This is a genomic window from Pseudarthrobacter sp. LMD1-1-1.1, from assembly GCF_040676255.1.
Taxonomy (GTDB): domain Bacteria; phylum Actinomycetota; class Actinomycetes; order Actinomycetales; family Micrococcaceae; genus Arthrobacter.
The window spans coordinates 482,390-508,138 of the sequence record NZ_JBEGHP010000001.1; the positions used below are offsets into that span (position 1 = coordinate 482,390).

The following is a 25,749-nucleotide window of genomic DNA, read 5'->3' on the forward strand; positions in this document are numbered from 1 at the left end:
CTGCCAGCCTGGTGCCGTCCAGCCGGACGGGTGTGGCACCCCGCGGGGCACCCCATACCGGCTCCGTACCCTCTGGCACGGAGATCAAGCGTTTCCAGGCGGCCGGAAGTGCCGTGCAGGTCAGTGCCCCCGGTGGTCCTGGATGGTCATCCGCGGGCCAAAGGTGGGTTTGCGGAAGCCGGTGGCCTGGATCATCCTGACCACGCGCTGGCGGTGCCCCCGCCAGGGCTCCAGCAGGCGGAGCATCCCGGCGTCGTCGGTCCGGCGTCCGGTCAGTGCGGCCCCCACGTAGGCCGCGAGGTGGTAGTCGCCCACCGAGATCGAGTCCGGGCAGCCGTGGGTGCGCTGCACCACCTCCGCGGCGGTCCACACCCCAATCCCCGGGATGGCCTGCATCTTCTCCGCTGCCTCCAGCGCGGGGAGCGCCGCGAGGCGTTCAAGCGCGGCGGCGGAGCGCAGGGCGCGCATGACGGTGGCGGAGCGCTGGGGTCCCACGCCGGCCTTGTGCCACTCCCAGCTGGGAACCTGCAGCCACTGGGAGGCCGTCGGTGCCACGAGCAAACCGCCCGGCGTGGACGTCCCTGCCAGGGGTGCGGGAGTCCCGTAGCGGTGCACCAGGTAGCGGTAGGCACGCCGCGCCTCGATCACCGTCACCTTCTGCTCCAGGATGATCGGCACCAGTTGGTCCACCATGCGGCCGCTTGAAGGCAGCCGGACCGCCAGGCTGCGGCGCCGGGCCTCCCGCACCATGCGCGGCAGCGTGGCATGGAAGGCCGGTTCATCGAAACCCTGCCAGTCGTCGTCGGCTCCCAACAGGCGGGGCGCCGACTGCACGGCAGCTGCGGCGCCGGGGCCCCACGCCTGGATATACACCAACGGCGCGCCCACATCGCCGCCACCCGAGGGGGCGAGCCGCATGGTGGCCGCACCGTCCGGCGTCGTAAAGGCATTCCAGACGACGTCCCCCTGCACGCAGAAGGAGGGATCGCTGTTGCCGCGCAGGAGCGGGCCAATGGTCCGGGAAAGACTGTAGGGGGCCTCCGGATACCACCGCAGGGACACGTCCGCCGCGGCTGCCAGCCGGGGAGGTGCCTCTGCGATCGTCATGCCTTCAATCGTCCCACGGACCACTGACAGCGGCGGGACCATCGGCCCTTACGCGCACTGCGGCCCCGGATTAGGATCGCCGCGTGTGGCACCCGGGCGCCTGCGCGGCAAGGCACCCAACCAGCAGACAAGCACAGGAACACGGAGGGCAACCATGGGCGGCGTAGTGCATTTCGAGATCCCGGCGGACGACCAGGAACGGGCCAGGAAATTCTACCGGGACGCCCTGGGCTGGCGGATCGAACCGGTGCCCGGCATGGACTACAACATGGTCATCACCACGGACATGGACGACGCCGGGCAATCAACAACTCCAGGGGCCATCAACGGCGGGATGATGGCCCGCGAAGGACAGATCACCAGCCCGGTCATCACCATCGATGTGCCGGATATCGACTCAACCCTGAAGTCCGTAGAGGAATCCGGCGGTTCCGTGCTCATACCCAAAAACGAAGTTCCCGGCATGGGGTACACGGCCTACTTCAAGGACTCCGAAGGCAACGTCATGGGCCTCTGGGAAAACCTCCCCGCCGGTGAGGGCGGCCAGGCCCCAGTCAGCTGAGCCGAGACAGCTGATCCGAGGGCCGGATCAGGGCATCCCGGACACTGCCCACAGAGCCAGGACGGCCAGCGGCACGGTCAGGGCCGCCGCCACCAGCCCCGCCGCTGCGAACCCGCCCCACCTGATGGGCACGTTCAGCACCCGGAGCCGTTCGTGCCACAGCAGCGTGGCCAGCGAGGCCCACGGGGTCACCAGCGGGCCGAGGTTCACCCCGATGAGGAGTGCTGCGAGCCGTGCCGGGGAACCGGTTACCGGCTCCAGCGCCAGGTAGGCGGGGAGGTTGTTGGCAGCATTGGCCGCGCCGGCGCCGAGGCCGGCCAGCTGCAGGAGGGCAGGCAGGCTGTCCCCGGTCCCGGCCACACCCGCCAGCAGGGTGGTGAGGCCGTGCGCGTGCAGGGCCTCCATCAGCATGAACAGCCCCACCGTCAGCATCAGCGGCCGCCAGGGCACCATGGACCACCGCAGAGCAGAGGGCCGGCGCCGGAGGAAGACCGCCACCAGGACGGCGGCGGCGGCCAGTGCCGGATACTGGACCGGCAGTCCGGACACCAGCGCCGGCAGCAGGACCACCAGCGTGATCCCCGCGGCTTTCAGCAGGGTCCGGTCGCGGACAGGATGCGCAGGTTGGGGTCCGTACGTTCCGCGCAGGTCCCGCCGGAACGCCAGCCACAGCAGGGCAAGGGGGACCAGCAGGCCAACCAGGGCCGGAGCCCACACCAGCCCGGCGAAGCGCAAGGGGCTCAGGCCCAGCCGGTCCTGCGCCAGGAGGTTGGTCAGGTTGGACACCGGCAGCAGCAGGGACGCGGTATTGGCCAGCCAGATGCTGGTCAACGCGAACGGCAGCGGCGGGATCCGGGCATGGACGGCCAGCAGGACCACCACGGGTGTGACCAGCACCGCCGTCGTATCCAGGGACAGGAACACCGTGGACACCGTAGCCACAGCCACCACCAGGAGCCACAGCAGGAAGACGCGGCCCCGGCCCAGGGTGGCCAGGCGGTCCGTCACCACCCGGAACAGCCCTGCCTCGTCCACCAGTTCGGTGACCAGGGACATGGCCAGCACGAAGGCCAGGATGGGAATGGTCCGGGACGCCAGGTCCCCGAAGGCGGGAAAGGGCAGCACCCCGGATGCCAGGGTGGCCACGCCCGCTGCCAGGGTTGCGCCGGGCAGCAGGTAGCTGCGGGTGGCTCTCAGCCATGCGAACTGCTTCACCGGCCTATCCTCGCACCCCGGGCGGGGGAGGCAGCGCAGGAAGCGGTAGCTTTGTACCTATGAAGTACGCCCAGTCCATCCTGGACCTCATCGGCAACACCCCGCTCATCAAACTCAACCACGTGACTGAGGGCATCAAGGCCACTGTCCTGGTCAAACTGGAGTACCTGAACCCCGGCGGGTCCATCAAGGACCGCATCGCGGCGCAGATGATCGAGGACGCCGAACGCGAGGGCAAACTGAAGCCCGGCGGCACCATCGTGGAGCCGACCTCAGGCAACACCGGGGTGGGCCTTGCCCTGGTGGCGCAGCAGAAGGGCTACAAGTGCGTCTTCGTGGTCCCGGACAAGGTGGGCGAGGACAAGCGTGCCGTGCTCCAGGCCTACGGCGCGGAAGTGGTGGTCACGCCCACCTCCGTGCCGCCGGACAGCCCGCAGAGCTACTACGGCGTCTCGGACCGGATTACCCGCGAGACCCCGGGCGCCTTCAAGCCGGACCAGTTCTCCAACCCTGCCGCGCCCGGCAGCCACTACAAGACCACCGGTCCGGAGATCTGGCGGGACACCGACGGCAAGGTCACCCACTGCGTCATCGGCGCCGGCACGGGCGGCACCATCACCGGCACAGGCCGGTACCTCAAGGAGGTTTCGGCTGACAGGCCCGAGTCCGACGGCGGCGTGGTCCGGATCATCGGCGCGGACCCCGAAGGCTCGGTCTACTCAGGCGGCACCGGGCGCCCGTACTTCGTGGAGGGCGTCGGCGAGGACATGTGGCCGGCGAACTACGACAAGACCATCCCGGACGACGTCATCGCCGTCTCCGATGCCGACTCGTTTGCCATGACCCGGCGCCTGGCGCGGGAGGAGGGCCTGCTGGTGGGCGGTTCCTCCGGCATGGCCGTAGTAGCCGCGCTCCAGGCGGCCAAGGACCTGCCGGAGAGCGCCGTCGTCGTGGTCATCCTGCCCGACTCCGGCCGCGGCTACCTGGCCAAAATCTTCAACGACCAGTGGATGCGCTCCTATGGGTTCCTCTCCGGCGGCGAGGAAACCTCCGTGGGGGAAGTCATCAAATCCAAGAACGGCGAGCTGCCGGACCTGGTGCACATCCACCCCAACGAATCGGTCCGCGACGTCATCAACATCATGAACGAGTTCGGCGTCAGCCACATCCCGGTCCTCTCGCAGGAACCGCCGGTGGTCATGGGCGAGGTCCTCGGCGCCGTGGACGAACGCACCCTGACCGCCAAACTGTTCCGCGGCGAAGCGAAGCTGACGGACAAGATCTCCGAACACATGGGCCCCAAGCTGCCCGTGATCGGCTCACTGGAAACCATCTCCGCTGCCAGGGAACTGCTCTCTGACACGGACACCCTGATGGTCACGTTCGTGGGCGCGCCGGTGGGCATCCTCACCCGGCACGACCTGCTGGCCTACCTCAGCAACTGATCTGCGTCACCCAAAAGGAGCATCATGACTGCCTCTGAAAACCAGGGTTTCAACACCCGCGCCGTCCACGCCGGCCAGGCCTTCGAGCCGCGCACCGGCGCCGTGGTCCCGCCGCTGCATTTCTCCTCCACGTACGCCCAGGACGGCATCGGCGGCCTGCGCAGCGGCTATGAGTACGGGCGCGGCGGCAACCCGACCCGGGACGCGCTCCAGGAACAGCTCGCGGCACTGGAGCTTGGCACGCACGCCTACAGCTTCAGCTCCGGGCTCGCCGCGGAGGACGCCCTGATCCGCGCACTGACCCGCCCCGGGGACCACATCGTGCTGGGCAACGACGCCTACGGCGGCACCTACCGGCTCATCAGCCGTGTCCTGGGTGACTGGGGGATCGGCAACACCCCGGTGGACATGGCCAACCTGGACAGGGTCCGCCGCGCAGTGGCTGCGCACAAGACCCGGTTCGTTTGGGTGGAGACGCCGTCCAACCCGCTGATGAAGATCACCGACATCGTGGCGCTCGCCGACATTGCGCACGACGCCGGGGCCCTCCTGGTGGTCGACAACACCTTCGCCTCGCCCTACCTGCAGAACCCGCTCGCCCTGGGAGCCGACGTGGTGGTCCATTCCACCACCAAGTACATTGGCGGCCACTCCGACGTGGTGGGTGGCGCCGTCGTGGTCAAGGACGAGGAACTGGCGGAGAAGATCGGCTTCGTCCAGTTCGCGGTGGGGGCCGTGTCCGGCCCCATGGACGCCTTCCTGACGACCCGCGGCCTGAAGACGCTCGGCGTCCGGATGGACCGGCACAGCGAGAACGGCCAGGCCGTGGCCGAGTGGCTGCTGGAGCGCCCCGAGGTTGAGGCCGTCCTGTACCCGGGCCTGCCGGAGCACCCGGGCCACGAGCTCGCCAAAAAGCAGATGCGCAAGTTCGGCGGCATGGTCTCCGTGCAGTTCAAGGGCGGTGAGGCCGCTGCCCGCAAGGTGGCCGAGTCAACGTCCGTGTTCACGCTGGCGGAGTCCCTGGGCGGGATCGAGTCACTGATGAATTACCCGTCCGAGATGACCCACGCGTCCGTCAAGGGCACCGAGCTGGCCGTCCCGGTGAACCTGCTGCGCCTGTCCTGCGGCATCGAGGACAAGGAAGACCTGATCGCAGACCTCGACCAGGCGTTCTCCCACATCCCGTAACGGCAGCCGAATCTCTGGCTTTCTTGAAGAAAGTCAACTAGTGTTCCGGTATGCCTCTTCGATCCGACTGGTCCCAACGCACCTGCAGCATGGCCCGCGGCCTGGACATCCTGGGTGACCCCTGGTCCATCCTGGTCCTGCGCGAGGTCTTCTTCGGCAACGGGCGCTTCGACGCCATGAGGAGCCGGCTGGAAGTGGCGGACTCGGTCCTCACCAAGCGGCTGGCAGGCCTGGTTGAGTCCGGGCTGCTGGAGAAAAGGGCGTACGACGACGGCGGCCGCACCCGCCAGGAGTACGTCCTCACGCCCAAAGGTGAAGACGCCCTCCCGGTCCTGAACGCGGTGACCATCTGGGCCGAGAAGCACTTGCCGGCGCCCTCGGACCAGGCGCATCTCTACGTCATCCATTCCGGCTGCGGAAAAGCCACCAGTTCGGCGGACACCTGCACCGAATGCGGGGAACGGCTCACCGCGGCGAACACCAGCTGGCACAGCCGCGCCCGGTCCGAACAGCCCATCCGGCTGTCCACCGCCTCCGGGAAAGGAACGGCCGCGTGAGCGCCCTGCCCGGGGAAGCGGCGGACACGTCAACGCTGCAGACCCCGCGCGGACCGCGCCGCCGCTTCCACCCCGCCTGGATTGTCGCCGCCGTCGCCTTCCTTGCCCTGGTGGGGGCCGCCGGTTTCCGGGCTGCCCCCGGCGTCCTGATGGTCCCGCTCCAGCAGGAGTTCGGCTGGTCCACCACGGTCCTGTCGGCGGCAGTCAGCATCAACCTCGTCCTCTTCGGCCTGACCGCCCCGTTCGCCGCAGCCCTGATGGAACGGTTCGGCATCCGGGCCGTGACGGCAACGGCCCTGGTCCTGATCGGCATGGGCAGCGCGCTGACGGTGCTGGTGAACCAGTCCTGGCAGATCCTGCTGACATGGGGCCTGCTCATCGGCCTTGGCACCGGCTCCATGGCCCTCGTCTTCGCCGCCACTATCGCCAACACGTGGTTCACCAAGAGCCGCGGACTGGTGATTGGCATCCTCACTGCCGGCAGCGCGGCCGGCCAGCTGGTCTTCCTGCCCTTCATCGCCATGCTCGCGCAGGACCCCGGCTGGCGGCAGGCCTCGCTGCTCATCGCTGCCGGCGCCTTGGCCGTGGTCCCGCTGGTGCTGAAGTTCCTCAAGAACTCGCCTGCCGACGTCGGGGTGCTGCCATATGGTGCTGTGCCGGTCGACGAGGCTCAAGAGGCTGCACCGGTCCAGGACAGCGGACCCCGCACCAACGCTGCCGTCCGCGCCCTCCAGGTGCTGCGGCGCGCCAGCAAGGTCAGGACCTTCTGGGCCCTCGCGGCGGGGTTCGCCATCTGCGGCGCCACCACCAACGGCCTGATCGGCACCCACTTCATCCCCTCCGCGCACGACCACGGAATGCCTGAAACCACTGCCGCGGGCCTGCTGGCCGTCGTCGGGATCTTTGACATCATCGGGACCATCGCCTCGGGCTGGCTGACGGACCGGTTCAACCCCCGCGTCCTGCTGGCCGTCTACTACCAGTTCCGCGGGATCGGCCTGCTGGTGCTTCCGCTGCTGCTGAACGCCGAGGTCCAGCCGAGCATGATCGTGTTCGTAGTGATCTACGGCCTGGACTGGGTGGCCACCGTTCCACCCACGGCAGCCATCTGCCGCGAAACGTTCGGAGCTGACGGCAGCGTGGTCTTCGGATGGGTCTTTGCAGCGCACCAGTTGGGCGCCGCAGCAGCCGCCATCGCCGCCGGGGCCCTCCGGGACGCGACCGGCCACTACACCTACGCCTGGTTCGGCGCGGCCGCGATGTGCACCATCGCCGCCGTCATCAGCGCCACCATCCGCCGGCACCACACCGCGCGGGAAGCGGAGCCCGCAGCGGCCTGAAACGCGGCGCCGCTAGGCTGGTCGGATGGAACCCCTCGCAGCCGCCCCAGCCCGCCCTGTTGCCCTGGTCACCGGTGTGGGCCGGCTGGCCGGCATCGGCGCGGGAATTGCCCGCCAGCTCGCGGCGGACGGCTGGGACCTGGTCCTGTCCTACTGGGCCGACTACGACGCCCGCATGCCGTGGGGGAGCGAACCCGAAGACGTGGTCCGCCTGACCGCGGAGCTGGAAGCCATCGGCGCCCAGGTCCACGTCCTGTCGGCCGACCTGCAGGATCCCGGGGTCCCGGACCGGCTCGTGGCGGAGGCCGCCCAGTTGGCCGGTCCGCTGCAGGGCCTGGTGCTCAGCCATGCCGAGTCGGTGGATTCCGGCGTGCTGGACACCACCATTGAATCCTTCGACCGGCATTTTGCGGTCAACACCCGCGCCAGCTGGCAGCTGATTGCCGCCTTCGCGCGGCAGGCAACGGACGACGGCGGCGCGATCGTTGCGCTGACCAGCGACCACACAGCGTTCAACCTTCCCTACGGCGCCTCCAAGGGCGCCCTGGACAGGATCGTGATTGCCGCAGCCCGCGAGCTGGGACCACAGGGCATCTCCGCGAACGTCCTGAACCCCGGTCCCGTGGACACCGGCTGGATGACCCAGGAAGTGCGTGAAGAGCTCACGGCGCGGCAGCCGGGCGGCCGCCTGGGCACCCCGCCGGACGTTGCCGGGACCGTGGCCTTCCTGCTCTCACCAGCCGGACGCTGGGTCTCCGGGCAGCTGATCAAGTCCGACGGAGGCTTCTCCGCCTGACCACCCCAGCTGGGTAGCGCGAAGTGCCGTTTTGAGGAGTCAAAACGGCACCTCGCGCTACCCAGTTGGGGGAGGGGTCAGTGGAAGGCGTCGAGGCCCGTGACGTGCCGGCCCAGGACCAGGGTGTGCACCTCGTCGGTACCCTCGTAGGTCCGCACTGATTCCAGGTTCGCGGCGTGCCGCAGCGGTGAGTAGTCGGTGGTGATGCCGTTGCCGCCCAGGATGGAGCGGGCCTCGCGGGCGATCCTGATGGCCTCGCGGACGTTGTTCAGCTTGCCCAGCGAGATCTGCTCGGGCCGGATAGTCCCCGCGTCCTTGAGGCGGCCCAGCTGCAGCGCCAGCAGGGTGCCCTTCTGGATCTCCACCAGCATGTCCACCAGCTTCTGCTGCGTGAGCTGGTAGCCCGCCAGCGGCTTGCCGAACTGCAGCCGTCCCAGCGAGTATTCCAGCGCTGCCTCGTACGAATCACGGGCGGCGCCCATGGCACCCCATGCGATCCCGTACCGGGCCTCGTTAAGGCAGGTGAACGGGCCCCGGAGCCCGCGCGCAGCCGGGAGCAGGGCCTCGGGACCCAGCCGGACGTCGTCGAACACCACGTCGCACTGGATGGAGGCGCGCATGGACAGCTTCTGCCGGATGGGCGTGGCCGTCACGCCGGGCGTGCCGGCGGGCACCAGGAAGCCGTGCACGCCGTCGTCCGTCATGGCCCACACCACCATGACGCCGGCCACGGAGGCCAGTCCGATCCAGCGCTTGGTGCCGTTGAGCACCCAGCCGGCGTCGTCCCCGCTGCCGTCCCGGACCGCGGAGGTGGCCATGGAGGCGGGGTCCGAGCCTGCCGTGGGCTCCGTCAGGGCGAAGCACCCGATGACCTCGCCGGCGGCCATCCGGGGCAGCCACTCCTGCTTCTGCTCCTCGGAGCCCCAGGTGTGGACGGCGGTCATGGCCAGCGAACCCTGGACGGACACGAACGTGCGGATGCCGGAGTCCCCGGCTTCCAGTTCCATGGCTGCCAGGCCGTACTCGACGGCGGACCGGCCCGGGCAGCCGTAGCCCTCCAGGTGCATCCCCAGGACGCCCAGCTCACCCAGTTCCGCCGCCAGCTCCAGGGGGAAGACGGCGTCCTCGTACCAGCGGGCGATCTCCGGCTTGATCCGCTGGTGGGTGAAGTCGCGGACTTTCTGCCGGAGCTCCAGTTCCTCCGCTGACAGCAGGGAGTCGAGGTCCAGGATGTCGGACGGGCCCGCGGTCACGGCTTCACCGCGCATCTCATCACGGGGCATCTCTTCAGCAGTCATTTTTTACCCGTCATTTCTTTACCAGGAAGTAGCCGCGGGTGGCGGGCAGGAACCGGCAGACAGCGGCGAGCACCACGCCGAGCGCCAGCAGCACCACACCGCTCACGAAGGCACCGCCGACGCCGAAGATCCGGGTATCGCCGTACGCCGGGTCCCACATCTGGACGGCCGAGATGAAGAACGCGGAGGTCAGCAGCAGCGCGCCCGCGAGCGGGAGGATGCCGCGGAACCAGAGGTTGCGGGCCGAGTCCCTGAGCGTTCCGCGAAAGTACCAGAAGCAGGCGAAGCCGGTCAGGGCGTAGTAGAACGCGATAAAAAGGCTGATGGCGCTGATGGAGTCCGCCAGCAGATTTTCACTGAGGAAGCTCATGGCCACGTAGTAGGCGGCCGCGGCGGCACCCATCACCTTGGTGGAAAAACCAGGGGTCTGGTTGCGCGGGTGCACCTCGCCGAACTTCGCCGGCAGGGCGCCGTGCACGCCCATGGACAGGGTGCCGCGGGCGGTCGGCAGGATGGTGGTCTGCGTGGAGGACAGGACGGAGGCGAGGACCGCGACGACGATCAGCCAGCCCCACGGCCCCAGGACCACATCCTTCATGGCCAGGAACACGTCGTCCTGGTTGGCCTCATTGCCCAGGCCGATGCCCTCGGACCCCACGGTGGCGTACATCATCACCAGCAGCGCCACCGAAACGTAGATGGCCACCAGCACGAAAGCGGAGATGACCGCGCCCCGGCCCGGCGTCTTGGACGGGTCCTCGGTTTCCTCATTGACCGCCAGGCAGGTGTCCCAGCCCCAGTAGATGAACAGGGCAAGGAGGGCGCCGTGCACCACGGCGCCGGGGTCGGCAAAAGCGCCCACCGGATTGAACCATTCGAAGTCGAAGGCCTGGCCCTCGGGCGCCCCGCCGACGATCCGCATGACGATGGCCAGCGCAAAGATGCCCAGCGCAATGTACTGGACATACGTGAGGACGCGCTGGACGTGCTCGCCCAGCCTGATCCCGCGGTAGTTCACCAGGGTCATCAGCACGATGAACAGCAGGCCGGTTCCGGTGACCAGCAGCTTGTTCTGTGCCAGTGACCCGTCGCCCATCAGCAGCCACAGGTACTGGCCCGCCACCTGCGCCAGGTTGGCCAGGACCACGATCCCGGCCAGCGCCACGCCCCAGCCGCCCAGCCAGCCGGCCCAGGGGCCGAAGGCCTGCCGGGACCAGGTGAACGTGGTGCCGCAGTCAGGAATGGCGCTGTTGAGCTCGCGGAAGGCGTAGGCGATGAAGAGGACGGGGATGAAGCCCAGCAGCAGGATCAGGGGAGTGTAGTTGCCGTTGACGGCAACAATCAGGCCCAGGGTGGCAGCGAGCGAGTACACCGGGGCGGTAGAGGCCAGCCCCAGCATCACGGAGTCGCCCAGGTCCAGGATCCCGGCCCGCAGACCCTTGGCCGGCACCGGGGTGCCGGCCCCGCGGCCCTGGCTTCCCGCCGTCGAAATGTCCGTGCTCATAAGGTGATTCCTGCCTTGGTGGAGTCAGCCACCGCCGAAAGCGGCGCCGGCGCGTCAATGGTGTTGGGCACAAAGCGGCAGAAGTAGTCCGTGACCGGCCCGTCCGATTCGCGGATGCCGCAGCCCACGGACTCGCCGTCCACCACCCACAGGCCCAGGACCGGACGGTTGCCGTCGAAGTCCGGCAGCGGGTGGTACTGCTGGTAGCACCAGCCCTCCCGGCCGTACCCGCCGGGCTGCTCCAGCTTGAGGCCGTACGCGTGGATGCGGATGTTGTCGCCCTCACGGCCATGCAGGGGCTTGGCCACCCATTCCTTCAGCGGCCCCGGGTCCGTGAGGTACGCCGGCAGCAGGTTGGGATGGTTGGGGTAGAGGTGCCACAGTGCGGCGAGCAGGGCCTTGTTGGAGAGCAGCATTTTCCAGGCCGGTTCAACCCAGCGGGGGTTGTGGGACCGTTCCAGGAGGCGGGGGCCGAACTCCTCCTTCATCATCAGCTCCCAGGGGTAGAGCTTGAAGATGGTGCTGATCATGAAGTTGTCCAGGTCCACGAAGCGGTTCAGGTTGGGGTCCCACCCGATATCGGACATGTTGATGCCGATGGTGGTCCATCCGGCCTGGCTGGCGACGTCGCGCATGTAGGCGGCGGTCATCCAGTCCTCCCCGGATTCCTCAACCTCCGAATGGGCCACGTGCAGCGTGCTCATTCCCGTGCGGTACTGGAACTTCTTCCACTGCCGGATCAGGGCCTCGTGGATGCCGTTCCACTGGTCCTTTTCCGGGTGGACGTCCTGCAGCCAGAACCATTGGGCCACAGCGGCCTCGATGAGCCCGGTGGGGGTGTCCGCGTTGTATTCGAGCATCTTGGCGGGACCGCCCTGGCCGTCGTAGATGAAGTCGAACCGGCCGTACACGTCCACGTCGCCGGCCTGCAGGGATTCCGCTGCCAGCTCCAGGGCCTGGGGTCCGATGCCGATGCTGCCCATGGCGCCGGTGGCCAGGAACTTCGCCGCCTCCAGGCACATCCGGTGCATGTCCTCGGCGGCGAGCTCGAGGGTTTCCACCTCGTCCATGGTGAACTCGTAGTACGCCGATTCGTTCCAGTACTCGATCCTGCGCCCGTCATCCATGGTGGTGGTGGAAAAGACCAAGCCCTGCTCTTCGATCTTCTGCTTCCAGCCCGGCCGGGGCTCAGACAACAACCGTTTCATCCCTCAGCCTCCCGAGACCTTGCCGCCGCCGCCGCTTGAACCGCTCTTGGCGCTTGAACCGAACCCGCCACGGCTGACCGTGCCGCCCTTGCTGCTGTAACCCGTGGATGCCTTGGCGCCAGTGGGGATGCTGCGCGTGAAGTTGGGTGCGGTGGACCTGTTCTGGCCGATGGGCGGAACGCTCGCCCCGCGGGAGTAGAAGTACCAGGCGTAGATGCCGCCACCGCGGCCGGCGGAACTGTCGCAGTTGGTGTCCGCCACGCGCTCGCCGGTTTCGTCGTTGAAACAGACCTGTGCGTACTCGGGGTCATCCTCATTGCTGGCCACCACCGCCGTGATGGTGCCGGCCAGGAGCGCGGTCACACCGAGGCCCACCACCACGGTGCGCCGCTGTGAGCGCTTCTTGCGGGCAGCGGCCTGGTCGAGCTGCTTCTCCCGCTCGCGTGCAAACGGATCCACGGGGGTGACGGGTTCGTTGAGCAGTTCGGGACGCAGGTCCGGCTTGGGGACCTGCCAGGGCGGTGGCTTGGCGGTGCTGCCGGCGCCAGTGCTTCCGTCAGGTGCAGGCCCGGTCTCCGGCTCCTCTTTTGGGTCTTTCTGGTTCGAGTCCACGGCGTCCCCCTCAAATTCGTCACGCGATGTGGGCACAGCACTGCACCCCCAATGCAAGTCTCGAATCAGCGTAGTCCCTGCCGGTGCCGCCTGCGAGCAGGAACGCACTGCGGCAACGGGGGAGAAGTGCCCATGGTTCGGACCTGCAGGCGCGTCCCGCGGAAACCCTAGACTGATGCCATGGAATCAGGTTCTGTCCTTGCCGTCTGCCGCGTCCACCAACTCCTGGGGGATGCGGGCAGCGTGGGCGTCACGGCCATCGACAAGCGCCCAGCGAATGGTCCGGTCAAGGTGCACAAGCTGGGCCTGCGCGGGGATATCCAGGCCAACAGGGCCCACCACGGCGGGGAGGACCAAGCCGTCTACGCCTATTCCCAGGCCGACGCCGACTACTGGGCCGAGGCCCTGGGGCGGGAGGTACCCCCGGGCTTCTTCGGCGAGAATTTGCGGGTGTCCGGCATCGAGGCCACCCACGCGGTCATCGGGGAGCGCTGGATGGTGGGCTCCGGCGTCGAACTGGAAGTCACCTCCCCGCGCACGCCCTGCGCCACGTTCCAGCGGCGCATGAAGGAACCACAGTGGGTGAAGCGCTTCACCGACGAAGGACGGGTGGGGACCTACCTGCGCGTCCTCCGCACCGGCAGCATCCAGGCTGGCGACACCATCGAGCGCACGTTCGTCCCGCGCCACGGCGTCACCATTGGCCAGTGGTTCAGTGAGCCGGACGCGGGCATCATTGCAGCCCTCCGCGGAGCAGAGGCCGACGGCGAGATCCGGCTCCAGGACGAGTACCACACCAAGTTTGAGGCACTGCTGCGGCGGCTGGGACGGTAGCACCGCCCGGCCCCACGGCCATGCGGCGGGCTGTGTGCGCAAGCTCACCCGCCGTCGTCGGCTGTTCAATTTCCGGTCCGCGGCGTCCGTGCCCTACACTTGAAACATCCCCCACTCCGGAAATCCCTTTTTCCTGCCCAATTCTTGAGGCAGGACTGGCAAGTGTTGGGGCCCGCGCAAGCGATGCGGGCATTTTCATAGGGAGAGCCGGCTAAAGAAAACGCTGTACAGACTGCTGGGATAGCAGCCAAGAGATGCAGCGCGAAGTCCTGCCACGGGATTGCGAAAGCGCCGGACTTCTGTGACCGGCCGGTCAACGTTTGCCCGGCATCATCGGCACGTGTACTGCGGCTCCGCTCACCTCGGGTAGTGCCGCCTGGCCCCCTATGGATGAGGAATATCTCTCTATGCCCGAAAATCAGAACGAAACCACTGCTGTTGTCGAGGATGCCCCCGTGGCTGCCGCTGAGGCTCCCGTAGCCGCTCCCGCCGCCGAGGCTCCCGCAACGGACGCCCCCGCCGCCGACGCTGACGAAAACACCGTCAAGTTCGCCGACCTCGGCATCGATGGCCGCGTCCTGGCCGCCCTGCAGGATGTCGGGTACGAAAAGCCGTCCCCCATCCAGGCAGCCACCATCCCGCTGCTGCTTGAAGGCCGCGACGTGGTGGGCCTGGCGCAGACCGGTACCGGCAAGACTGCAGCATTCGCAGTGCCGGCACTGTCCCGCCTGGCAGAGCTCCACGACCTCAACGGCCCGTCCCGCAAGACCCAGGCCCTGGTCCTGGCCCCCACCCGCGAGCTGGCCCTCCAGGTTGCCGAGGCCTTCACCTCCTACGCCAAGCACATCGATGACTTCACCGTGCTGCCCGTCTACGGCGGCTCCGCCTATGGTCCCCAGCTGGCCGGCCTGCGCCGCGGCGCCCAGGTGGTTGTGGGTACCCCCGGCCGCGTGATCGACCACATCTCCAAGGGTTCCCTGGACCTGTCCGAACTGCAGTACCTGGTGCTGGACGAGGCCGACGAGATGCTGCGCATGGGCTTCGCCGAAGACGTGGAGCAGATCTTCCAGCAGACCCCCGAGGACCGCCAGGTGGCGCTGTTCTCGGCCACCATGCCCAGCCAGATCCGACGGATGTCCAAGCAGTACCTGAACGATCCTGCCGAGATCTCGGTCAAGACCAAGACCTCCACGGGCACCAACATCCGCCAGCGCTACCTGCAGGTCATGGGCCCGCACAAGCTGGACGCGCTGACCCGCATCCTTGAGGTGGAGGAGTTCGACGGCGTCATCGCCTTCGTGCGCACCAAGATGGCCACCGAGGACCTGGCTGACAAGCTGAAGTCCCGCGGCTTCCAGGCTGCCGCCATCAACGGCGACATCCCGCAGCAGCAGCGTGAACGCACTGTTGACGCGCTGAAGGAAGGCCGCATCGACATCCTGGTGGCCACCGACGTTGCTGCCCGCGGCCTGGACGTGGAGCGCATCAGCCACGTGGTCAACTACGACATCCCGCACGACACCGAGTCCTACGTGCACCGGATCGGCCGTACCGGCCGCGCGGGCCGCAACGGTGACGCGATCCTGTTCATGACGCCGCGGGAGAAGTACCTGCTGCGCGCCATCGAAAAGGCCACCCGCCAGCCGGTGGAGCAGATGCACCTGCCGACCGCCGAGACCGTGAACACGCTGCGCCTTGGCAAGTTCGCCGAGCGCATCACCGAGACCCTCGAATCCGAGGACGTCTCGATGTTCCGCGACCTGATCGCCTCCTACGAGGAGGAGCACAAGGTGCCGGCAGCAGAAATCGCTGCGGCACTGGCCGTCATGGCCCAGGGCGGGCAGCCGCTGCTGGTCAAGGAACTGCCCGCCGCACCCGAGTTCCAGAAGCGCGAACGCTCCAAGGACGGGTTCGGTTCGCGCGGGCCGACCCGTGCACTGACCGAGGGCAACGCCACCTACCGCATCGCGGTGGGCCGCCGCCAGCGGGTCATGCCCGGCTCGATTGTGGGCGCCATCGCCAACGAGGGCGGCATCTCCTCCGCGCAGATCGGCGGCATCGACATCCGTTCGGACCACTCCCTGGTGGAGCTGCCCGCGGACTTGAGCCCCGAGCAGCTGCGCGCCCTGTCCCGCACCCGGATCGGCGGCGAGCTGATCCACCTCGAACTGGACAACGGCCGCAAGCCCTCCGGCGACCGTGGCGCCTACCAGGGCAACCGCGGCGGCAACTTCAAGGGCAACGGCGGGTTCAAGAAGGAATTCCGCAAGAACGACGGCGAGCGGACCTCCGCTGACCGCGGCGGCCGTTCGTACAGCGAGCGTTCAGAGCGGTCCTTCAGCGACCGCGGTGATTCCCGCTTCGCCGGCCACGGCGACGGCTCCCGCAAGCCCCGCAGCGGCGGCGACAGCGGCCACCGCGAGTTCAACCGCAAGGGCAAGTGGTAAACACTTCCGCGCGTTGAGGGATTGACGATGGCGATGGGCCGGCTTTCGAGCCGGCCCATCGGCATTTAAGTCGAAGCCGAATGTGGGGCTGGACACATTCCCGCCGCGGAATGTACTCAACGGGCCTCTGGAAGGCCCTTCCCGGCGTCGGCCGCTCCGCTGTCCGTGCCCCTCCAGCCCCGGAATTACGCGGAAAATGCCGCTTTGGCGGTCCTGGCAATGGGTGCCATTCCAGGCGCAGGGAGGGCCTGGACGCCGATTTGTTGGTGCGTAAATCTTCCGGTAGAGTATTTACTCGTTGCCCCCCTAGCTCAGTGGTAGAGCGCGTTCTTGGTAAGAACGAGGTCACCGGATCGATTCCGGTGGGGGGCTCTGAATGAGGGCCTGCGTCAAGGCGGTTTGACCGGCTTGACGCAGGTTTTTCTCATTCGTGGCGGTGTAGCTCAGTTGGTTAGAGCGCACGACTCATAATCGTGAGGTCGGGAGATCGAGCCTCCCCACCGCTACAGGCTAAGCCCCCTGGATCGAATGATCCCGGGGGCTTTCCTGTACCCGGGATCCGCAGTAGCTTGGCAGCAACTGCGGACGGGGGAATCGGTGGACTTTCTGGCGGCGGTGATGGAGCCGTTCCGGTGGCTGGTGTCCGTCATCATGGTGGCTTTCCACGACGGCCTCGGCGCGGCGGGAATGCCGCCGGGGGACGGGTGGACCTGGACGCTGTCCATCGTCGGGCTGGTGCTGGTGATCCGCGCCGCGCTGGTTCCGGTATTCCTGGCCCAGGTCCGGGCCCAGCGCCGGATGCGGCTCCTGCAACCGGACCTGAAGGAGCTCCAGGACAAGTACAAGGGCCGGACGGACCAGGCCTCGCGGCAGGCCCTGGCCCAGGAACAGATGGCCCTGTACAGGAAGCATGGCACCAACCCGTTCTCGGCATGCCTGCCGCTGCTGATCCAGGCGCCATTCTTCCTGGCCCTCTTCCAGGTGCTGTCCGGGATCACCAGTGCCGCGCGGCAGGACCAGGGCATTGGCGCGCTGGGCAGGGACCAGGTGGTCCAGTTCGATTCCTCCAGCATTCTTGGAGCTCCGCTGTCCGCCTCGCTGCTGCACGGCGGCGGTGACCCCACCGCCGTTGCGGTGCTCGCCGTCGCCATGATCCTGGTGATGATTGCCTGCCAGTTCCTCACCCAGAAGCTGGTGGCGGCACGGACCATGGCCGGGCAGGACCTTGATAGCCCGCTGATGCGCCAGCAGCGGATCCTCCTGTATGTCCTGCCCTTGATCTTCGGTGTGGGCGGGATCTTTTTCCCCATCGGCGTCCTGGTCTACTGGACGGTCTCCAACCTGTGGACCCTGGGCCAGCAATCCCTGGTGTCGCGCCGGCCCTGAGCGCGCCGTCAGCGGCCGGACAACGCCTGCGCCTGCTCCTTGAGGAAGTCGCTGACGGACTTCGGGTCGATCCCGCGCCGGCGGAGGGGCGTGTCATCCCAGGTGGCCACCTCGATGTCCGAGGACAACCCGGCGCCCAGTGCGGAAGCCATGGCGTCGTTCCTGCGCCGCAGCATGAGCGTGGCCACGCGCGCCACGGGGCGTGGCATGCGCTGCACCTTCATCGGGTGGTGGGCCAGTTCCCCTGCCAGTGCAATAATCTCTTTCTTGCTCAGCGGCTCAGGTCCGCCCACGTCAATCTGTAACGGCGGATCGGGCTCCAGCGCCACGGCGGCGAGGAGGGCGGCAATATCCCCGGTGGACACCAGCCGGCGGCGGTTGTCGCCCTTGCCGATGACGGCTGCCTTTCCCGCCGCGAGGTCGAACCGGGCGGCGCGGCTGAGCTGGACTTCCTGCAAGCCGTCGGAGCGGACCACCACGGCCCGCATGGGGGAGCCCGCCAGCCGCCGTTCAATGGCGAGCTTGGCCTGTTCCAGTGGGGTCCGGAGGCTGGCGCTGCCGATGGGGAAGGACAGGTAGACAAAGCGCTGCACGCCGGCGGCCTCCGCAGCGTCGATGAGGTGGCCCATGCCCACCTCGTCGACGTCCCGAATGGTGGCGGAACTGGTCCCCGCGAGCCGGCGGCTTATCGCCGTCGCCGTGGCAACCACGGTTTGGACGCCCTCGCACGCGGGCGGCAGCGTGGCAGGCTCGGTGAGGTCTCCGCGCGCAACTTCCGCGCCGATCGCCCGGAGTGGCGAATCGTCGGTGGTGCGCCGGACCAGGCAGCGGACATCCTGCCCTGATTCACGCAGCAGCCGTGCCACCCGGCCGCCCAGGTCACCCGTGGCTCCGACCAGGAGGATCATGGCCTTGCTCCTTCCGTTCCTGCTCCGGTGACGGCCTGGACGGCGGCATTCACGTCCGCCGTGTCCCTTTCGACAGGCTCCAGGTAGAACCTCACGGCCGCTATCCGGTCGTTGCGGAGGCTGAAGATGGCGACGCCGGCCTGCTCGACGGCGGTGCCGTCCAGGCGGCTGCCATGTGACCCCCATTCGACCCATACGTTTCCGCCGGTACCGGTTGCCGAGTCCAGCACTGTGACGGTCATGTCCGGGATCCCCGCGAACAGTGCGGACCAGTTCTTCCGCACCTGTGAGCTTCCGGTGAAGCTGCGGGCGGGGTGGTTGGGGGTGATGTTGACGTAGTCGTCGGCGAACTCGGCCACCAGGGCATCGAGGTCGCGCCGCTGTGTCGCGGAAAACATTCGGCGAACAGGGCCGTCGGGGAGGCGGTCCACGCCGTTTGGCGTGTCCATGGAAATGCTCCTTGGTGCCTCGCGGGGCGAGGCTGTGACCTGTTAGATTAATTTCAATACAGTGAACTGTATTGATTGGAGTTTAAGACCGCATGCAGAGCCCAGTCAATGCCTCCGGCAAACGCCCCGCCAAGCGGAGTTATGACGCCCGGCGGCGCCGGCAGCTGGCCGCGGAGTCGCTGCACAGCGTCCGTGCGCACGCCCGGGAACTGTTCCTTGCGCAAGGATTTGGTGCGACCACCATTGCGGAGATTGCGCGCGCTGCCGGCGTATCCGCCGAGTCGGTCTACAAGAACTTCGGCAGCAAGGCGGGGCTGGTCCGCGCCATCTACGAGGAGAGCCTCCTCGGTGCGGGCGGTCCGCCGGCGGAGCAGAGGTCTGATCTGGCCCAGGCGACGGAAACGGATCCGGCACGGCTGATGGAGCGGTTCGGCCGGTTCACCACGGAGATCAGTCCCATCGGCGCCCCGGTCTACCTCCTCATCAGGGACGCGGCGGCCAGCGGGGACGCTTCCATGGCCGCACTGCTGCGGGATGTGGACGAGGCCCGTTACCGCCGGATGCTGCACAATGCGCGGCAGCTGGTGGGCAGGGGGCTCCTCAAGCCCGGACTTACCACGGCCGAAGCTGCCGACGTCATGTTCACCTCCACCGCCGCCGAACTTTACGAGACCTTGGTGATCAAGCGGGGATGGTCCGCCGACCGCTACGGCACGTTCATCGCCAGGACCCTGGCAGCGAACCTGCTCTGACCCGGCCAGGGCGCCTGCCGGCCGCAAACCTCCCGGCATGGCTGTTCCGCGAAGGGTTGGACCGGCAGAATGGGCCCATGGCGCAGCTGATCTACTCCGCAATCATGTCCATCGACGGCTACACGGCAGACAGGGATGGCAACTTCAACTGGTCCGCTCCGGATGAGGAAGTCCACGCCTTCATCAATGACATGGAACGGGACGTCGGCACGTACCTCCTGGGCCGCCGGATGTATGAGGTGATGTCGGTCTGGGAAACCATGGACACCCGGGATGAGCCGCCGGTCATCCAGGACTACGCCCGCATCTGGCAGGGGGCGGACAAGGTGGTCTACTCGACCACGCTGGACACGCCCAGTACCTCGAAAACCCGCCTTGAGCGGCAGTTCCTCCCGGAAACCGTGCGGGACCTCAAAAAGGACAGCGGCCGGGACATCAGCATCGGCGGCCCCACCCTCGCGGCACACGCCCTCAAAGCCGGGCTGGTGGACGAATGCCGGCTGTTCATTAATCCGGTGGCCGTCGGCGGCGGCCTGCGCTTCCTGCCGGACGGGCTGCAGGCACGGCTGGAGTTACTGGAGGACCACCGGTTCGGCAACGGGGTGGTGTACCTGCGTTACCGTGCCCGCTGAACCGCTGCCGTCCCGGCCCGTGGCTGCACCGCGAAGAGGGTGAACACATCAACCAGAACGAACGCTTCAGCTATCCAGACAGCGCACTTGCCTGGGGAAGTAGTCGAAACAGGAAAAGGCGGAAATTCCCAACAGTGCATAAAGGCCCTGTTCAACGCCAAATGGCTCTGCGTGAAGGTGCCGTGCAGGCAGAATGGGTGCATGACACGCATCGCCATCATCGGCGGCCACGGCAAAGTGGCCCTCCTCCTGTCCGCCCTTCTCACCGGTGAGGGCCATTCCGTCACCTCGTTCATCCGGAATCCCGAGCACACAGACGACGTCGCCGGCACCGGGGCCACGCCGTTGGTCCTGGACGTGGAAAATTCGACGACGGCCGTCCTCGCCGATGCCCTTGCCGGGCATGACGCCGTGGTCTGGTCGGCCGGGGCCGGCGGCGGCAATCCCGAACGCACCTACGCGGTGGACCGGGACGCCGCCATCCGCTCCATGGATGCCGCGGCCCAGGCCGGCGTGGACCGGTACATCATGGTCTCCTACTTCGGTGCCGGCAAGGATCACGGGGTGCCGGAGGACAACAGCTTCTTTGCCTACGCGGAAGCCAAGGCTGCAGCGGACGAGTACCTGCGCGGCACCGGCCTGGCGTGGACCATCCTTGGGCCCGGCGCGCTGACGGACAAGCCCGGAACCGGTCTGATCGACGTCGACCCTTCACCGGAAGGGGACCGGGACACCTCCCGTGCCAATACGGCCATCGTGGCAGCGGCCGTGCTGGACCTTCCCCAGACTGCAGGCCGGACCATCGAATTCCGCGACGGCACCCTTCCCGTGGCGGCAGCCCTGGAACCCCGCGCATAGCCGGCGGCGAAGAGGCTTATGGACCAGCTCGCACTCATCATTGGACTGCTGCTGGCCACGGTGGTGGCCGTGGGCCTGGGGGACAGGCTCCGGCTGCCATACCCGGTCCTGATGCTCCTCCTGGCGGCGGCGCTGACGTTCATTCCCGGCTTCCCGGACCTGGAGATTGAACCGGGCCTGATCCTGCCCATCTTCCTTCCGCCGCTCCTGTTCGCCACCGCCCAGCGGAGTTCGTGGGCGGTGTTCCGTGTCCGGTGGCGGACGCTGATCATGCTGGCCGTGGCCCTGGTGGTGATCAGCACGGCGGTGGTGGCCGGCGCGGCGTGGCTGATGATTCCCGGCATCGGGGTCCCCGCGGCCATCGCCCTTGGTGCCATGGTGGCGCCGCCGGACCCTGTGGCGGTGGAATCCGTTGCAGGCCGGGTGCACATGCCGCGCCGCCTCATCACCGTCCTCCAGAGCGAGGGGTTGTTCAACGACGCCGCAGCCATCGTCATCTTCCAGGCAGCCGTGGCAGCAGCCGTGGGCGGCACCAAGGTGGGGCCCGACGTCGTCCTGCAGTTCCTGATGGGCGCGGCGCTCGCCGTGCTGGTGGGCATCGCCATGGGCTGGCTGATCGCGCTGGTCACCCGGTTGGTCACGTCCATGGTGGCCCGGAGCGCGGTGACCCTGGTGGTGCCTTTCGCCGCCTATATCCTCGCCGAGGAGGTGCACGCCTCCGGCGTTATCGCCGTGGTGGTCACGGCCCTTGAAATGCAGCGCCATGCCCGCCCGCAGGACGCGGCGGAGCGTGTCACCCGGAACGCCTTCTGGGATGTGGTGGAGTTGCTGGTTACCGGGCTGGCATTCGGCCTGGTGGGGCTGGAAATCAGGCATGTCATTCGCGATGAGGGGGCGGAGATCTTCGGCATGATCGGAGTGGCCGCGGTGGTCTGCGTCCTGGTTTTCGCTGTCCGGTTCCTGTGGCTGGCCGTCCTGGCACTGGGTGCCCGGAAACGGAAGAACGTCCTGCAGCCCACGTCCCTGAAGGAAGTCCTCATCCTGACCTGGTGCGGCATGCGCGGCCTGGCCACCCTGGCATTGGCCTTGGCGCTTCCTCTGACCTTGGCGGACGGCACGCCGTTCCCGGGGCGGGACTATCTGCTGGTCATTGCCTGCGCGGTGCTGCTGGCCACGCTGGTCCTCCCGGGCCTGACCCTGCCGTGGCTGATGCGTGTCCTCAAGGCCTCCGAGGATGGAACGGCGGAACGCGACGCTGTCCGGCTGCTCGCCGCACGCGCCCAGGCCGCGGCCGTCGCCGCCTTGAAGCAGCACGACCTGATGACGGACCTGCCGCCGGAAAAGGTAACGCTGGTCAAGGACCGGATGCGCCGCCTGCACGCGGAACTGACGGACGGCAGCCTGCGGAACGAACCGCTGGCCGAAAAGCGCCAGCGGGGACGCGAACTGGCCATCGCCGTCCAGACCATCGCACTGGACGCGGCGCGGCAGGAAGTGGTGGCGGCACGGAACGAGCCGGACATGGACCCCGAGGTGGCGGACCGGGTGCTCCGTCAGCTGGACCTGCGCACCATGGTCATGCCGGAGTAGCGGCCGCAGCCAGCACCAGGTCCAGGGAATTCCCCTCCACGTAGTCCAGGGCGCGGCGCACCGCGCCTACGGTCACGATGGAATCGCCCAGCGGGGATACTGCCACGCGGGCGGGGGTGGCTGTGTACCCGGCCAGGCGCTCGCTGATCGGGGCCAGGAGCACGTGCGCGGAATCCGCCACACCGCCGCCGATCACCACCAGTTCCGGGTTGAGCATGGTGGCCACGGTGCCAATAACGCGCGCCATCCTGTCCGCCAGCCGGTCCAGGATCCCCAACGCCACCGCATCGCCTTGGGCTGCTGCTGCGAAGACCTGTTCGGCCTCCACACGCCCGGGCTGGAAGGCCCGGAGGGCAGTCGGTGCGGCGGTGGCCAGCGCTTCGGCGGCCCACGTGCGGGCCTGATGGGCGATGCCGTATGTATCGCCTACGCCTTCCACCAGGTTCAGGTAGGCGAGCTCCCCGGCGCTGCCCCGGGTTCCATGCACCAGCCGGCCGCCCTCCACGATGCCGGAGCCCAGCCGTTCACTGGCCAAAATCACCACGACGTCGTCGATGCCGGCGGCGGCCCCCTGCCACCGGTCACCCAGGGCAGCGAGGTTGGCGTCGTTTTCCAGCAGGACGGTCCATCCACGGGCTGCTTTGAGTGCCGGCGGCAGTCCCAGGTCGAACAGTCCCCAGAATTCCTGCGTGGCGACCACCTCCCCGTGCCGGTCCACTGGTGCTGCCACACCGGCACACACGGCCAGCACCTGCCCGGGATCCGTCCCGGCCGAGCGCAGTGCGGCCATGGCGACGCCGTCAATAAAGGCGATCCGCTCCCGGGAGCCGACCTCGCCGGCCTGGAAGGGGCGGCTGGACCGAGCCATGGTCGTACCCCGGAGATCGGAGACCACCACGGTGACCTTTGAGTATCCAATGTCCATGCCCAGCACCACGCCGGCCCGCTCATTGAGCTCGAAGCGCCGGGCCGGGCGGCCCTTCCGGTACCCGCCGAACTCGCGCTGGTTTTCCAGTTCCAGGAGCCAGCCCCGCCGGACCAGGTCCTCGCAGACGGCGATGGTGGTGGCGCGGGTCAGGCCCGTCGCTGCCATGACGTCGGTGACGGTGACAGCCCCTGAGGCGCGCATGAACTCCAGGACCGCGCCGGCACTGACCCGCCGCAGCAGTTGGGGAGTAGCGGGAACCGGTTCAGGCATCCTGTTGACCTTCCTGTCCAAAGCACCAGATAATACTTGAGTAAGTAAATTTAGACTCAATATAAATATAGCCGCACTGAAGAAAAGGGTCAGTCCTTGTCCACCACCGCCACTCTGGCAACCCTGTCCGACTCTGACCGTCTGGCCGACCCCAACTGGTGGCGCCAGGCCTCCGTCTACCAGATCTACCCCCGCAGCTTCGCCGACTCCAACGGCGACGGCATCGGCGACCTGAAGGGCATCACCGCCAAGGTCCCCTACCTGAAGACGCTGGGTATCGACGCCGTGTGGCTCAGCCCGTTCTACCCGTCCGCGCTCGCCGACGGCGGGTACGACGTCGATGATTACCGCGACGTCGACCCCAAGTTGGGCACGCTGGCTGACTTCGACGAGATGGCCAAGGCACTGCACGACGCCGGGATCAAGCTGATCGCGGACATCGTCCCCAACCATTCCTCCGACCGTCACAAGTGGTTCCAGGAAGCGCTGGCGTCCCCGAAGGGCTCCCCGGCCCGCGACCGCTACATCTTCCGGGACGGCAAGGGCCCCAACGGCGAGTTTCCGCCCTCGGACTGGGACTCTGTGTTCGGTGGACCGGCCTGGGAGCGCATCACCGAACCCGACGGCACCCCCGGCCAGTGGTACATGCACATCTTCGCCAAGGAGCAGCCGGACCTGAACTGGTCCAACCGGGAAATCCGGGATGACTTCCTCAAGACGCTGCGCTTCTGGTCGGACCGGGGCGTGGACGGCTTCCGCGTTGACGTGGCGCACGCCCTCACCAAGGACCTCACCGAGCCGCTGCTGTCCAAGCTTGAACTGAGCGCCGCCAACACCGGCGTGGACGGATTCGACGACGGAACGCATCCGTTCTGGGACCGCGACGAAGTCCACGAGATCTACGCCGAATGGCGCGAGGTGTTCAACGAGTACAACCCGCCGCGCACCGCCGTCGCTGAAGCTTGGGTCCACGCCACCCGCCGGGCCCGCTACGCCAGCCCGCAGGGCCTGGGCCAGGCGTTCAACTTCGACCTCCTGCAGGCCGACTTCGACGCCGCCGAGTACAAGGAAATCATCACCCGGAACCTTGCCGAGGCGGCGGCCACCGGTGCCTCCTCCACCTGGGTGTTCTCCAACCACGACGTGGTGCGCCACGCAACCCGCTACGGCCTGCCGCAGGTGGCCAAGGCGAAGGCCGGTGCCAAGGGCCAGGACGGCAAGGACTGGCTGCTCGCCGGCGGCCCCAAGGACCAGATGGACATTGAACTGGGTGAGCGCCGCGCCCGCGCCGCCACCTTGCTGATGCTGGCTGTCCCCGGATCCGCCTACCTGTACCAGGGTGAGGAACTTGGCCTGCAGGAAGTGGCCGAGATTCCCGAATCGGAACGCCAGGACCCGTCCTTCTTCCGCAACAAGGGCGTGGAAATCGGCCGTGACGGCTGCCGCGTGCCGCTGCCGTGGAAGGTGGAAGGCACATCCTTCGGCTTCGGCGATGGCGGTTCCCACCTGCCGCAGCCGGACTGGTTCAGCAAGTATGCCGTCGAGGCCCAGGACGGGACCGAGGGCTCCACGCTGGAGCTTTACCGCAAGGCACTCAAACTGCGCCGCGAACTGCTGACCGACGAGGACCTTGAATGGGTGGAGAACGGCAACCCGGACGTCCTGCACTTCAAGCGCCCCAACGGGTGGCAGTCCGTGACCAACTTCGGGAACACCGCCGTCGACCTTCCCGCCGGTGCGGTCCTGGTCAGCAGTGCCCCGCTGGAGGACGGCAAGCTGCCGGCCAACACCACCGCATGGCTGCGCTGATCCCGGAGCCCGCGGGCACCCGGGGACTGCCAAAGCAGGGAGTCCGGACGGGGG

General features: G+C 67.8%; 23 protein-coding genes and 2 tRNA genes. 16 read left to right on the plus strand and 9 right to left on the minus strand.

Going from position 1 to position 25,749, the window contains the following annotated elements:
• Positions 1 to 120: 120 nt before the first annotated feature.
• Positions 121 to 1,107: a DNA-3-methyladenine glycosylase family protein gene (locus MRBLMD1_RS02345; RefSeq protein ID WP_364397169.1), complete on the minus strand. Its 987-nt coding sequence runs from the start codon at positions 1,105 to 1,107 to the stop codon at positions 121 to 123.
• Positions 1,108 to 1,261: 154 nt separating this feature from the next.
• On the opposite strand from MRBLMD1_RS02345, the gene MRBLMD1_RS02350 reads away from it, so the two are divergent.
• Positions 1,262 to 1,669: a VOC family protein gene (locus tag MRBLMD1_RS02350; protein ID WP_364397984.1), complete on the plus strand. Its 408-nt coding sequence runs from the start codon at positions 1,262 to 1,264 to the stop codon at positions 1,667 to 1,669.
• Positions 1,670 to 1,696: 27 nt separating this feature from the next.
• Here MRBLMD1_RS02350 and MRBLMD1_RS02355 read toward each other — a convergent pair whose 3' ends face one another.
• The gene (locus MRBLMD1_RS02355; RefSeq protein WP_364397172.1) at positions 1,697 to 2,884 is read right to left on the minus strand and encodes an SLC13 family permease; all 1,188 of its coding nucleotides are present in this window, start codon (positions 2,882 to 2,884) and stop codon (positions 1,697 to 1,699) included.
• 59 nt (positions 2,885 to 2,943) lie between these two features.
• Between MRBLMD1_RS02355 and MRBLMD1_RS02360 the strand changes: the two genes are divergently transcribed.
• Genes MRBLMD1_RS02360 through MRBLMD1_RS02380 form a run of 5 tightly spaced genes read left to right on the plus strand, consistent with a single transcriptional unit; the run spans position 2,944 to position 8,210 of the window.
• Entirely contained in the window at positions 2,944 to 4,329 is a 1,386-nt protein-coding gene (locus MRBLMD1_RS02360; RefSeq protein ID WP_159631265.1) for a cystathionine beta-synthase, read from the plus strand.
• Positions 4,330 to 4,353: 24 nt separating this feature from the next.
• Positions 4,354 to 5,517 (plus strand): cystathionine gamma-synthase, encoded by a 1,164-nt coding sequence (locus MRBLMD1_RS02365; protein ID WP_159631267.1) that lies wholly within the window; start codon positions 4,354 to 4,356, stop codon positions 5,515 to 5,517.
• A 50-nt stretch (positions 5,518 to 5,567) separates the two neighbouring features.
• On the plus strand, positions 5,568 to 6,074 hold the full coding sequence (locus tag MRBLMD1_RS02370) for a winged helix-turn-helix transcriptional regulator (protein ID WP_159631269.1): 507 nt from the start codon (positions 5,568 to 5,570) through the stop codon (positions 6,072 to 6,074).
• Positions 6,071 to 7,414: an MFS transporter gene (locus MRBLMD1_RS02375; RefSeq protein WP_159631271.1), complete on the plus strand. Its 1,344-nt coding sequence runs from the start codon at positions 6,071 to 6,073 to the stop codon at positions 7,412 to 7,414. Before MRBLMD1_RS02370 ends, MRBLMD1_RS02375 begins: the two co-directional genes overlap by 4 nt.
• 25 nt (positions 7,415 to 7,439) lie before the next feature.
• Positions 7,440 to 8,210 (plus strand): SDR family oxidoreductase, encoded by a 771-nt coding sequence (locus tag MRBLMD1_RS02380; protein ID WP_159631273.1) that lies wholly within the window; start codon positions 7,440 to 7,442, stop codon positions 8,208 to 8,210.
• 77 nt (positions 8,211 to 8,287) lie between these two features.
• Here the strand turns inward: MRBLMD1_RS02380 and MRBLMD1_RS02385 are convergent, their stop codons facing one another.
• The 4 genes from MRBLMD1_RS02385 to MRBLMD1_RS02400 are packed head-to-tail and all read right to left on the minus strand — an operon-like array spanning position 8,288 to position 12,832.
• Positions 8,288 to 9,508, minus strand: a complete 1,221-nt coding sequence (locus MRBLMD1_RS02385; RefSeq protein WP_414703656.1) for an acyl-CoA dehydrogenase family protein — start codon at positions 9,506 to 9,508, stop codon at positions 8,288 to 8,290.
• A gap of 10 nt (positions 9,509 to 9,518) precedes the next feature.
• Positions 9,519 to 11,012, minus strand: coding sequence for an APC family permease (locus tag MRBLMD1_RS02390; RefSeq protein ID WP_159631275.1), 1,494 nt, complete (start codon positions 11,010 to 11,012; stop codon positions 9,519 to 9,521).
• Complete coding sequence (locus MRBLMD1_RS02395; RefSeq protein WP_364397179.1) at positions 11,009 to 12,220, minus strand: glutathionylspermidine synthase family protein; 1,212 nt, start codon at positions 12,218 to 12,220, stop codon at positions 11,009 to 11,011. The genes MRBLMD1_RS02390 and MRBLMD1_RS02395 overlap by 4 nt, the downstream gene beginning before the upstream one ends.
• Positions 12,221 to 12,223: 3 nt before the next feature.
• Positions 12,224 to 12,832 (minus strand): Tat pathway signal protein, encoded by a 609-nt coding sequence (locus MRBLMD1_RS02400; protein ID WP_159631280.1) that lies wholly within the window; start codon positions 12,830 to 12,832, stop codon positions 12,224 to 12,226.
• A 180-nt stretch (positions 12,833 to 13,012) separates the two neighbouring features.
• Here MRBLMD1_RS02400 and MRBLMD1_RS02405 point away from each other — a divergent pair, with 180 nt between their 5' ends.
• From MRBLMD1_RS02405 to yidC, 5 genes are all read left to right on the plus strand, one after another.
• Entirely contained in the window at positions 13,013 to 13,666 is a 654-nt protein-coding gene (locus MRBLMD1_RS02405) for an MOSC domain-containing protein (protein WP_159631282.1), read from the plus strand.
• Between the two features lie 407 nt (positions 13,667 to 14,073).
• The gene (locus MRBLMD1_RS02410; protein WP_364397184.1) at positions 14,074 to 16,113 is read left to right on the plus strand and encodes a DEAD/DEAH box helicase; all 2,040 of its coding nucleotides are present in this window, start codon (positions 14,074 to 14,076) and stop codon (positions 16,111 to 16,113) included.
• A gap of 300 nt (positions 16,114 to 16,413) precedes the next feature.
• A tRNA-Thr gene (locus MRBLMD1_RS02415) sits at positions 16,414 to 16,485 on the plus strand.
• 60 nt (positions 16,486 to 16,545) lie between these two features.
• Positions 16,546 to 16,619, plus strand: a tRNA-Met gene (locus tag MRBLMD1_RS02420).
• A 91-nt stretch (positions 16,620 to 16,710) separates the two neighbouring features.
• The gene (gene yidC, locus MRBLMD1_RS02425) at positions 16,711 to 17,499 is read left to right on the plus strand and encodes a membrane protein insertase YidC (RefSeq protein ID WP_236560744.1); all 789 of its coding nucleotides are present in this window, start codon (positions 16,711 to 16,713) and stop codon (positions 17,497 to 17,499) included.
• An 8-nt stretch (positions 17,500 to 17,507) separates the two neighbouring features.
• Here the strand turns inward: yidC and MRBLMD1_RS02430 are convergent, their stop codons facing one another.
• Together MRBLMD1_RS02430 and MRBLMD1_RS02435 are read right to left on the minus strand one after the other, a co-directional pair.
• Positions 17,508 to 18,407, minus strand: a complete 900-nt coding sequence (locus MRBLMD1_RS02430) for an SDR family oxidoreductase (RefSeq protein ID WP_159631288.1) — start codon at positions 18,405 to 18,407, stop codon at positions 17,508 to 17,510.
• A complete protein-coding gene (locus MRBLMD1_RS02435) occupies positions 18,404 to 18,856 on the minus strand; it encodes a nuclear transport factor 2 family protein (protein WP_159631290.1) in 453 nt (150 codons plus the stop codon). Before MRBLMD1_RS02435 ends, MRBLMD1_RS02430 begins: the two co-directional genes overlap by 4 nt.
• Before the next feature lie 92 nt (positions 18,857 to 18,948).
• Between MRBLMD1_RS02435 and MRBLMD1_RS02440 the strand changes: the two genes are divergently transcribed.
• From MRBLMD1_RS02440 to MRBLMD1_RS02455, 4 genes are all read left to right on the plus strand, one after another.
• Positions 18,949 to 19,608 carry a TetR/AcrR family transcriptional regulator gene (locus MRBLMD1_RS02440; RefSeq protein ID WP_159631292.1) on the plus strand — a complete coding sequence of 220 codons (660 nt, stop codon included), beginning with the start codon at positions 18,949 to 18,951 and terminating at the stop codon, positions 19,606 to 19,608.
• A gap of 77 nt (positions 19,609 to 19,685) precedes the next feature.
• Positions 19,686 to 20,240 carry a dihydrofolate reductase family protein gene (locus MRBLMD1_RS02445; RefSeq protein ID WP_159631294.1) on the plus strand — a complete coding sequence of 185 codons (555 nt, stop codon included), beginning with the start codon at positions 19,686 to 19,688 and terminating at the stop codon, positions 20,238 to 20,240.
• 201 nt (positions 20,241 to 20,441) lie between these two features.
• The gene (locus MRBLMD1_RS02450) at positions 20,442 to 21,098 is read left to right on the plus strand and encodes an SDR family oxidoreductase (protein WP_159631296.1); all 657 of its coding nucleotides are present in this window, start codon (positions 20,442 to 20,444) and stop codon (positions 21,096 to 21,098) included.
• Between the two features lie 18 nt (positions 21,099 to 21,116).
• On the plus strand, positions 21,117 to 22,688 hold the full coding sequence (locus tag MRBLMD1_RS02455) for a Na+/H+ antiporter (protein ID WP_159631298.1): 1,572 nt from the start codon (positions 21,117 to 21,119) through the stop codon (positions 22,686 to 22,688).
• On the opposite strand, the gene MRBLMD1_RS02460 is transcribed toward MRBLMD1_RS02455, so the two are convergent.
• Entirely contained in the window at positions 22,675 to 23,886 is a 1,212-nt protein-coding gene (locus tag MRBLMD1_RS02460) for an ROK family transcriptional regulator (RefSeq protein ID WP_159631300.1), read from the minus strand. The two genes, MRBLMD1_RS02455 and MRBLMD1_RS02460, sit on opposite strands and share 14 nt — an antisense overlap.
• A gap of 96 nt (positions 23,887 to 23,982) precedes the next feature.
• Here MRBLMD1_RS02460 and MRBLMD1_RS02465 point away from each other — a divergent pair, with 96 nt between their 5' ends.
• Complete coding sequence (locus MRBLMD1_RS02465; protein ID WP_159631302.1) at positions 23,983 to 25,695, plus strand: glycoside hydrolase family 13 protein; 1,713 nt, start codon at positions 23,983 to 23,985, stop codon at positions 25,693 to 25,695.
• Positions 25,696 to 25,749 lie beyond the last annotated feature (54 nt).